Origin of the sequence: Dialister sp. (assembly GCF_036343215.1) — a bacterium.
Lineage (GTDB): Bacteria > Bacillota > Negativicutes > Veillonellales > Dialisteraceae > Dialister.
In genome coordinates, this window is record NZ_JAZASU010000066.1 from 1 (window position 1) to 9,467 (window position 9,467).

8 protein-coding genes are annotated in these 9,467 nt (G+C 44.6%); 3 read left to right on the forward strand and 5 right to left on the reverse strand.

The annotated features are described in order from the left end of the window. The first annotated feature begins 500 nt into the window (after positions 1–500). Positions 501–1,412, forward strand: a complete 912-nt coding sequence (locus VZT47_RS07900; RefSeq protein WP_330224429.1) for a radical SAM protein — start codon at positions 501–503, stop codon at positions 1,410–1,412. A 391-nt stretch (positions 1,413–1,803) separates the two neighbouring features. Continuing rightward, positions 1,804–3,246 carry an RNA-binding domain-containing protein gene (locus tag VZT47_RS07905; protein ID WP_330224430.1) on the forward strand — a complete coding sequence of 481 codons (1,443 nt, stop codon included), beginning with the start codon at positions 1,804–1,806 and terminating at the stop codon, positions 3,244–3,246. Positions 3,247–3,409: 163 nt separating this feature from the next. Here the strand turns inward: VZT47_RS07905 and VZT47_RS07910 are convergent, their stop codons facing one another. The 4 genes from VZT47_RS07910 to VZT47_RS07925 all read right to left on the reverse strand — a co-directional run bounded on the left by VZT47_RS07910 (position 3,410) and on the right by VZT47_RS07925 (position 6,852). After that, positions 3,410–3,931, reverse strand: coding sequence for a lecithin retinol acyltransferase family protein (locus VZT47_RS07910; RefSeq protein WP_330224431.1), 522 nt, complete (start codon positions 3,929–3,931; stop codon positions 3,410–3,412). Positions 3,932–4,036: 105 nt separating this feature from the next. Next, entirely contained in the window at positions 4,037–4,591 is a 555-nt protein-coding gene (locus VZT47_RS07915) for an HD domain-containing protein (RefSeq protein WP_330224432.1), read from the reverse strand. A 405-nt stretch (positions 4,592–4,996) separates the two neighbouring features. After that, on the reverse strand, positions 4,997–5,587 hold the full coding sequence (locus VZT47_RS07920; protein ID WP_330224433.1) for a vWA domain-containing protein: 591 nt from the start codon (positions 5,585–5,587) through the stop codon (positions 4,997–4,999). Positions 5,588–5,940: 353 nt separating this feature from the next. Next, positions 5,941–6,852, reverse strand: coding sequence for a Fic family protein (locus VZT47_RS07925; RefSeq protein ID WP_330224434.1), 912 nt, complete (start codon positions 6,850–6,852; stop codon positions 5,941–5,943). A 216-nt stretch (positions 6,853–7,068) separates the two neighbouring features. Between VZT47_RS07925 and VZT47_RS07930 the strand changes: the two genes are divergently transcribed. Continuing rightward, complete coding sequence (locus tag VZT47_RS07930; RefSeq protein ID WP_330224435.1) at positions 7,069–7,707, forward strand: lactate utilization protein; 639 nt, start codon at positions 7,069–7,071, stop codon at positions 7,705–7,707. 254 nt (positions 7,708–7,961) lie between these two features. Here the strand turns inward: VZT47_RS07930 and VZT47_RS07935 are convergent, their stop codons facing one another. Beyond that, a complete protein-coding gene (locus VZT47_RS07935; protein ID WP_330224436.1) occupies positions 7,962–9,362 on the reverse strand; it encodes an IS4 family transposase in 1,401 nt (466 codons plus the stop codon). Positions 9,363–9,467 lie beyond the last annotated feature (105 nt).

Sequence of the window (9,467 nt, forward strand, 5' to 3'; positions counted from 1 at the left end):
GTTTAGATCTTCCTTTCTATGTCAAAAACTAATGCTTAACATGATTTTAGCATTTCTCTTTTGGCGTCGTTCTCGAATTTCCATCTATTTAATTTGGGGTAGTCAGTTTTTGAATTTATTTAATCTTGGGTAAATTATAGACCCGAAGAACGAACCACGATTCACGAACCACGATTCAGGTTATACTGGACAATCCAACATCATAAGCCTGTGTACAAATCCCCATATATACTGCGCCCGAAGGACGCCACCTTCACGGACCACGGAGCACGGGCCACGATTGAGGATACCCATTCCCGGGACCCGAAGAACGAACAACGAACCACGAAGAACGATTCCCTCCATGTGCATCTATCCGCAAAAGGCAGCATGCAAACGAATAAACACATTTAAATTTTTAATTGTGTTTTTGTGTGAGATGTGTTACAATAGCCTTCGTAATGATTCAATCTTATTTCCAAACCAGAAATTCCTGGCTTTCCGTTGAAAGGATGACTTCCATGCCCGGTTATTTTTTTGATGATTATGATACTCCTGTTTTCCGTCCGCCAAGCGAAGCGGATTCTTTTATTCTCCGCGTGACCCGCGGGTGTGCCCATAATCACTGCACTTACTGCAATATGTATCGGGGCGTGAAGTTTGAAAAATTATCTGACGAACAGATCATGCGCCAGATTGCCATCGCCTATACCATCGATGCCGAAGGAATCCGGAGAGTATTCCTGGCCGACGGCGATGCCCTGGTGCTTCCGACAGAACGGCTTCTGAATATCCTGTACACCCTGAAGAAATATTTCCCGAATCTGGAAAGGGTTTCTTCCTATGCGGCGCCGGGAGATATCCTCCGGAAATCCGTGGACGAACTGAAACAGCTCCGTGCGGCCGGTCTCCAGCTCCTTTACTACGGAATGGAAAGCGGAGATAGTGAGACGCTGAAAGATATCAGAAAAGGGGTCACCGGAGAACAGTCCATCGAAGCAGGGAAGCGTGTCCGGGCAGCCGGTATGGATCTTTCCATTATGATCATCCTTGGCATCGCAGGAGTCCCGGGAAGCGAGCGCCATGCCCTGGCTACGGCTCATGCCATCAATGAAATCAAACCGACCCATCTTTCCGCCCTCTGTCTCATGCTCTATCGCGGAAGTGAACTGAAAGACCAGTTCGAACGGGGAGAATTCACTCCTTTGACTCCGGCAGGCCTCATGGAAGAATTGAAAGTCATCATAGAGCATCTGGACCTCCCGGAAACAGAGCACATGATTTTCCGCAGCAATCACGTTTCCAACTATATCCGCCTCGCTGCCACTCTTCCGAGAGACAAAGAGGCCCTTCTGAAAGATATCGACCTTTCCATCGAATATCTGAAGAAACAGAAAGATTATGATGTATATAATCACGACTGGAGCAAGTGAGAGAGCGGTTAGCCGTTAGTGTATCAACCAGTTAAAGTTATCCGTTCATAGTTATTATTTCTCAGCTGCATTGTACGCAGGCGGGCAGCGGAACTTTCAAGTCATTTTGCCCTATCCGCGCCGGCTATGCGTAACATGCTGTTACTTCCCAATGATTATGGCCCATTTCCAATCTGGAAGCGGGTCTTTTTAAGTGTAAAAAAATTAAATAGAAATTACACTTTAAATTACACTTTAAATCCATGATATTTTCTGAAAGAGTTCGATCTGATCGGATTTTCCAGAACAGATTCTCCTGTAAAATCCACCACCGAACGTTTATAGTGTAATTCCCGCCACCTTATGTTACACTATAATTGAATTAAAAATCGCAATCAAAATGAGGTGTCCTATGTTCAATATAGAAACAGTTATCAATGACCTTCGCACATTTGAATACGAGGCAGAATGGTTCGAATTCAAGGAAAACTGGTTTGACGCCGATCAATTAGGGCAATATATTTCTGCCCTTTCAAACGCAGCTGCTTTCACGGGAAGATCTCTGGCTTATTTTGTATGGGGAATCAATGATAGTACTCATGAAATAACCGGAACCAGTTTTAATTATAACCGTGATGTCAGAGGGGAACCATTAATTCATTATCTTGAGCGTCAACTTACCCCGGATCTCAACTTCATCTTCCGGGAAACCACAATGTTTACCAGGCGTGTGGTCGTACTGAGTATACCGGCAGCCAAAACTGTCCCGACCGCCTACCAGAGAACCAGGTATATCCGAATCGGTTCCAGTAAAGAAAGGCTGGATAAGTATCCGGAACGGGAATCCTATCTTTTCAGCATATTAAGAAATGGATATCCAACGATTGAAAATACAGAATCCAATTATCAGGACTTAACATTTGAAAGACTGCTCACCTACTATAACATCAAGGGAATTTCATTAAATAAAGATACTTTTAAGAAAAACCTCGGGCTTCTGACTCCCGATGGGAAATATAATATAATGGCTCAGTTATTATCTGATAACTCCCATGTACCGATTCGATTTTCCATATTCTCAGGGAAAAGCAAATCCGATAAACTGTATTCTATTCGTGAATTTGGCTATCAATGCCTGCTTTATTCACTTGATGAAGTACTTCAATATGGCGATGTCTTAAATCTCATTCAGGTAGATGAAACGAATCGTATTGTTGAAAGAAAGGACATCCCATTATTTGAAAACAGGGCATTTCGTGAAGCAATCATTAATGCCTTTCTGCATAATAACTGGCTATCCGGAAATGAACCTATGTTTACATTTTTCTCGGATCGGATTGAAATTCTTTCTCGTGGATTTCTTCCGCCCGACCAGACGATAGAAGGATTTTTTGCCGGGGAATCTATTCCAGTTAATCATAAATTATCGGAAATATTCCTGCAGTTACATATCAGTGAAAAAACCGGAAGAGGTGTTCCTGTAATTACGAACCTTTACGGGAAAAAGGCTTTTGAATTTCATGAGAATTCAATTATGGTAACAATCCCGTTAAATCATATTCACAGCATAAAAGATAATCCTGAAGAAGAGTCAATTCCTTCTAAATCGACATCTGGTATCAAACCCCAAATGACTAAAACTCAAGCCAGAATCCTGTCCGAAATCCGAAATAATCCCAACATGACTATTTCTCAGATTGCTTTGGCCCTGAACTTATCCAAATCCACCATAAATAAATCTATTGCTGCTCTCAAAAGAATTGGAATCCTGCACAGGCAGGGAGCAAAGCGAAAAGGTTTATGGCTGGTCTCCGGATATGATATGCCCACCTTTAAAATCAAAACCGAAAAATAAATACGACAAAACCGAGGTAATGAATTGTCAGCCGTTATCCATTAACGACTTCCACATTCCATACTATTTTCACCAACTGAGGTTCTGACGCTCAATCAAAATGGTCCGCTTCATCTGAATGCGGACCATTTTGATTGGGAATCTATAACTAAAAGCTGACCACTCATTTCTCTTCGTATTTCCTCTGGTCGCTGATGGGAAGGCTGTGAATGGGATCATCCACCTGGCGGGAACGCATTTCGCCCAGTTTGCACCAGAGGGCGAAGTGTTCGCAATTGTCCGTGAAAAGTTCGTACCCGATTTCCCCCAGCCGGCTTCTGGCCCGCTTCAGGGTTTCCTCATTGGAATAGGCCCATTTCACATCAGAAAAATCAACCACCTGGAATCCCGGGTCCCCTTCGAGAAAATCATCCACCGAGGACTCATGGATGATGGCAGGTAATACTACCGTCGGTTTCAGGGTATAAGACAGGTGGATCACCTTGTCATTCCCCTCAAAAATGCCGTAATGTTTGATGAGCCTGCGCTGTACATAAATGACTGAGCCCGGCGCAGCTGTCCGTACTCCCCGGCTTTTGGCATGCTCCATACCATCTTCGATTTCGTCGATGGCCTTCAATACATCATCAAAAGTCAGCTTTCCATCGCCATTCACATCCAGCAGCGGACGAATAAAATCCTTCATCAATGAGGCCTCTTTCCAATCCATTCCGAATCTTTTGGAAATATTGTAAAACAGGGGATTTTATTGTGCAAGAGCGGATGTGCGGGATGGTTAGTGATTAGCCAACTAATATCTGATCACTCCATTCACCAGATTCCGGGCGAAGCTGACGAGTTCTTTCGCCTCGTCCGTCCGAAGGTACTTTTCGTCCAGCCCGCCTTCTCCCAGGCGGAAACGGTCCAGGGCATCGGCGTCCTTGAAAATATGGTAGAGAAGAAGGACTCTTTTGTAATCTTTGAAATTTTTCCGGATATAGGTATTTCCCTTTTCATCATCCCGGTCATGAAAAGCCATGATGGCAGAAACTTCCGGATGAAAAGGAAAGCCCTTCTTCCCGCAGTACGCTTCATAATACGCCGCCGCCCGCGCTCCGTGACCCGTATCCAGCCAGTCATCCTGCCGCCTCGTATCATGAAAAACGGAAGCCGCCGAAAGGATGTCCAGATCTTTCTCCGAAAGTCCCAGATTCTCTCCCATCAGCAGGGCAAAAAGCAGCACCCGCTTCTCATGGTCCTTCGTATGGACCACCGATTTCAGGGAAAAATCCAGATTCTCATCCAGAAAGCGGGACCAGGCCCCGCAGCGGCTTCTCACCGCCGCCGGAATTTCGAAATTTTTCATAGGACTCCTTTCGGTTGAACAGTTCGCAGTGATCAGTTATCAGTTCACAGTTATTAAAAAGTGAAGGAAACCGGGAATAGGGAATAGGTAATGGTTAATAGATAATAGGATAATTGACTGGAACTCCATGCAGGTAGAGAAGCCGTACATTGGGGTTAATAGGTAATAGCTAATGGGTAATAGCCGGTAACGGCAGATCAATTCCCCCATTCTCCCATCATCCTAAGGCTCAAATGCCTCAAAGCTCCAAGTCTCTATCGGCAGGCAAATTCCCCCATTACCCTATCGTTTCCCGGTTCAAACACCTCTACCCCTCAAGGGCAGTATCGGCAGGCAATCCCCCATTACCCTATCGCCCCAGGGCTCAATCGCCTCAAAGCCCTCAAGGGCAGTATCGGCAGGCAATTACCGTTTTCCGCGAATATCCGACATGAATCTGCAGTTCCTCTCAAAGCAGGCATCGATACTTTCCGGGCTGTTTTCATGGGCAGAGACGAATTTTCTGTCGATGCCCAGATTGTCTGCTTCTTCTCCTGCATCGATATTGGCAGCGGAGAAGAGGAAGGTCCAGCCTTCTTTCTGAAGGGATGTAATCATCTGCTTAATCTGGCGGTAGGAGTATTCATGGCTCGCATTTTCCAGACCGTCCGTGGTAATGAAGAAAATGATATGGTCTGCCCGGTTTTCCGGGGTGAGGCTCTTCTGGATATCCCTGATTTTCTTGATGCCGAGACCGATCGCATCCAGAAGGGCCGTGCAGCCGCCCGGTTCATAGCAGTCCTTCGGGAGGGGCGCCACTTTCTGAATATCCACATGGTCATGAATGGTCTGTACATCGGTATCGAAGAAGAGGGTGGTGAGAGTGCATTCCCCTTTTTCTTCCTTCTGCTTTTTAATCATCCCGTTCAGCCCGCCCAGGGTGTCAGACTCATAGCCCCACATGGACCCGCTTTTGTCAATGATGCATACCAGTTCCGTTCTGTCAGTTTTTTCCATTTTCTTTTCTCCTTGTTTTTTTAATAAGGAGTGCGCATTCCCTTGTTCTGCCTATAGTGTAGCAGAAATCAATTGATCCGTGGTCGCTTGAAAAGGGACAATGCAGTTTGAGTCTTTGGGCGAATGAATTGAACTGAGTCAACTTCGGTTTTCGTGGGTTAGCCTCACCACGGCACACCCCGGTAGAGTTTAAAGTGAGATTTCGTGGTTCGTGATTCGTGAAGGTGCGGCGCTGATGGGATGCGATTTTATAGAGGGTCTCAAAAGAGGAAAAACCTTCACATCACGGCAAACGCCCAAATCAATAGAAATGATCCCCGCCGCAGTTCGGAACGGTTCGGTCCCGGCAGATTTTATTCTTCTATTTCAAAATATTTCAAAAGTCTTCGTACCGTATCCTGCCCGTCCCTGCAGGTATCAAGGAGATACCCTCTTTCTCTATCCCATTCATAGAGGCCCCGATAGTAAAAATCTTTTTTCCTGTCCTCAATCAGGAATGGTACGATTCGATGGGCAAGACATTCCTTAAGAGCGATGAGCCTTCCCACCCGGCCGTTTCCATCCTGAAAGGGATGAATCCTTTCAAACCGAACGTGAAAATACACGATATCTTCCAGTGTTACCGATGAAAGCTGCTCATATTCCCGAAGAAGTTTTACCATTTCCCCATGTACCCTTTCCGGAGACGTCGTATTTCTGCCGCCCACCATATTCGATCTCTTTTTGTAGTCTCCCACCGCAAACCAGGACAGCCGGGAATCTGCCGTATCCCGTTTTAAGATCAGATGAAGTGTTTTGATGATATCCTCCGTCAATGGATCTTCCGCATGATCGATCACATAATCGATGGCCCGGAAGTGATGCACTGTTTCGAGCACATCATCAACGGATACTCCACCCTCTGTATGAATGGTATTTGTTTCGAAAATGAGCCGGGTCTCTTCTTCATTCAGGTGACTGCCTTCCATGTGATTCGAATTGTATGTCATTCTTACCTGAAGTTCATGATAAAATCCGCCGGAAACATGATGGGCTTTTTCTTCCTGCAAAACCCGAAGCACAGGATTATCCGGGACGATCTGATACAGGTCTTCCACGTTCACAGACAGATAGCCGCCCATGCGCCGGAGAACCCCGGCAGAAACTTTCTGATTTTTGGAAATTTTTGCAAGGGTTCGGGAGGAAATACCTGCTTTCTTCCCCAGTTCTTTCATCGACAGACCCTGCCGTTTCAACTCTGCCTTCAGTCCATGATAGATATACATCTCTGCCTCCCGTAAAAGCTTTACTTTTTATCTAATTATAGCATATAAAAATAAAGCTTTTATCTGTATGTAAGAGAATAAGTAAAGCACATCATTTTCAAATTCGCAGGATATTCATGAATCAAATGTCCTCCGATACGAATCTCCATTCACTGATCATCAATACCCATGATATAATAAAGAAAAGTTAATTATTTCTTAGAAAGGAGGATCCCTATGGACCTTGAAAAAGCGCGGCGGGCGTTTAAGCGGAACCGGTTTGAATGCAGCATCTTCAAAACGAAGGAAGAAGCGGCAGAGTACCTGAATGGGAAAATCGACGGCTGCAGCGTAGGCATGGGCGATTCCCTGACCCTGGCGGAAATGGGACTCTATGACAAACTCATTTCCCACAATACAGTCTATGACATCCGCCATCTCCCGGTAGACCGGGAAAAGGCGGGTTTCAAGGAAACGAATGAAGCCTTTCTGGAAATGGCTCGAAAAACCCTCACCACCGATATTTTCCTCTGCTCTGTGAACGGTGCCTCGGAAACGGGAGTCCTCGTCAATATGGACGGCACGGGAAACCGGGCGGCCGGTTCCCTCTTTGGCCATAAAAAAGTCTACTTCGTGCTGGGCAGAAATAAAATGGCTCCCTCTCTCGAAGAAGCCATCTGGCGTACCAGAAATATCGCCGCCCCCAAAAACGTGCTCCGTCACAAATTTTTATGCGGCTGCAGTGCCCATGGGGGAGACAAATGTTACGACTGCGGAGCGCCGGACCGGATCTGCAATGCCCTCGTCATTTACTATAAAAAAATGAGGAATATGGAAATGGAAGTAGTTTTGATTGATGAGGATTTGGGATTCTGAAAATGATTCAAAGGCTGATTTCAGTTATCAGTTCATAGTTATCAGTTCTCAGTATTGGTGCGGCGCAAATTCATGAGCGCCGCATTTTATATGGTCTTTTAACCAATCTTCATAGAAAAAAGCCCGCTTTCAAATTTTGAAGCGGGCACCTTCACTGATAACTGCGAACTGATAACTCAAACTTCGCACCCTTAAATAACCTGGCAGCTCCGATGAAATCTGCATTATTGCATTCCAAAGTATACTGGGATGTTTTATGCGGCATTGAGGAGATTCTTGGTCAGGTACGTTGGTAAACTATTGATGAATTTTCTTGTTTCATTAAGTAATGCTTTGAGAATTACGTTTTTATCGATGTTTTCGGGATTGTTGAGGATTTCGCTGATTGATTCAGCCCAAAGATTTAGCAATCTTAAAGCTTCTTCCACCGTGATGTCCTGCATTTCCTGTACGCAAATATAAAACAGTTCCCCTAGAGTCCTTTCATCTTCGGCTTCTCGTTCTTTTACTGCAAGCATCATATATCTGGTAAACACGATTGCCACATGGGCAGTCAGTGAGTTATAGTCAATCGCACGGGTTTCCTTGGCAAATTTCAGGAACCCTTTGCAGGTCTGAAAAAAGGTTTCTATTTTCCATCTTTTTCCGTATAAGGCAATGATTTCATTAGCATCCATACTTGTATCCGTGCTCAGAAGGATAAAGTATTCATCGTGCTTTTTCTCTTGCGGTACAAATACAAGCTTTGCCGGAATTGCTCTCTTGTCATTCTTTCTGGTTACCATGACCGAGACTGTAAATGGTGACTTTTTGTCGCTTTGTTTGGCAGATTCTTTGTCATGAATTTCTCTGGTTATTGTGCGTTTTTCATTGTAGGTGAATGCAATCTGACGGTTTGTTTTAATCATGCAGACCATGTCATATCCCAGTTCTTTAACTTCCAGAATTGTCTTGGGAGTGCCAAACCAGGAATCGGCAAGGAGGTGTTTTGCCTTAATGCCTGCCTTCTTTGCATCTTTTAGAAGCTCCATGAGACAAGCCGGAGCGCCTATTTCAGCTAGGTGTTTCTGATGAGCAGCATTGGTACGACGATCAAATTGGATAACAGTTTTGTTTCTCCGCTTTTCCGGATCCTGATTGGTCAGAAGGCAGAAGCTGACTGGAAGAAAGGTATTTCCATCTGTCCAGCCCAGAGTCAATGTGCGGAAGCCGTTATAATACCTATGATCATTATGATCCAGGCAGTTTCCAAGCATTTCAACCTTCCTGGAACAATTACGCTTACACGGAGAATCATCGATGATTAACGCATTTCGCCGAGAATCACTGGTAAGAGGTATTATTTTCTCATGGACAGCGGCAGCCAGCATGGATATATAGCGTCTCCAGTTAATATTTGGGGAACTCATCAGCCGATAGTACGTATCCTTACCGAATGGGATTGTTTTGAAGCCCATTCGCCTTTCCATGTAGATAGACATTCCCGTAAATACGGTGCTTAAGATGCATAAAAGGATAGTAATAACCGGGATTCCGGACTTTTTGTAAGCATTACAATGTTTCAGTATTTTTCCAACATGGTATTCAACAAAAAATGATTTGAAATCGTTGGAAACAGCATTTTCATTCTGGTTTTGTGGTAAAATAGAGTTCATGGCAAGGGCCTCCTTTAGGTATTGTTTTGTCTCCAACCTAATTTTACCTAAAACGGAAGGTCCTTGCTATTCTTTTTTAGAAAAAGACCGATATTATTTAGGAAA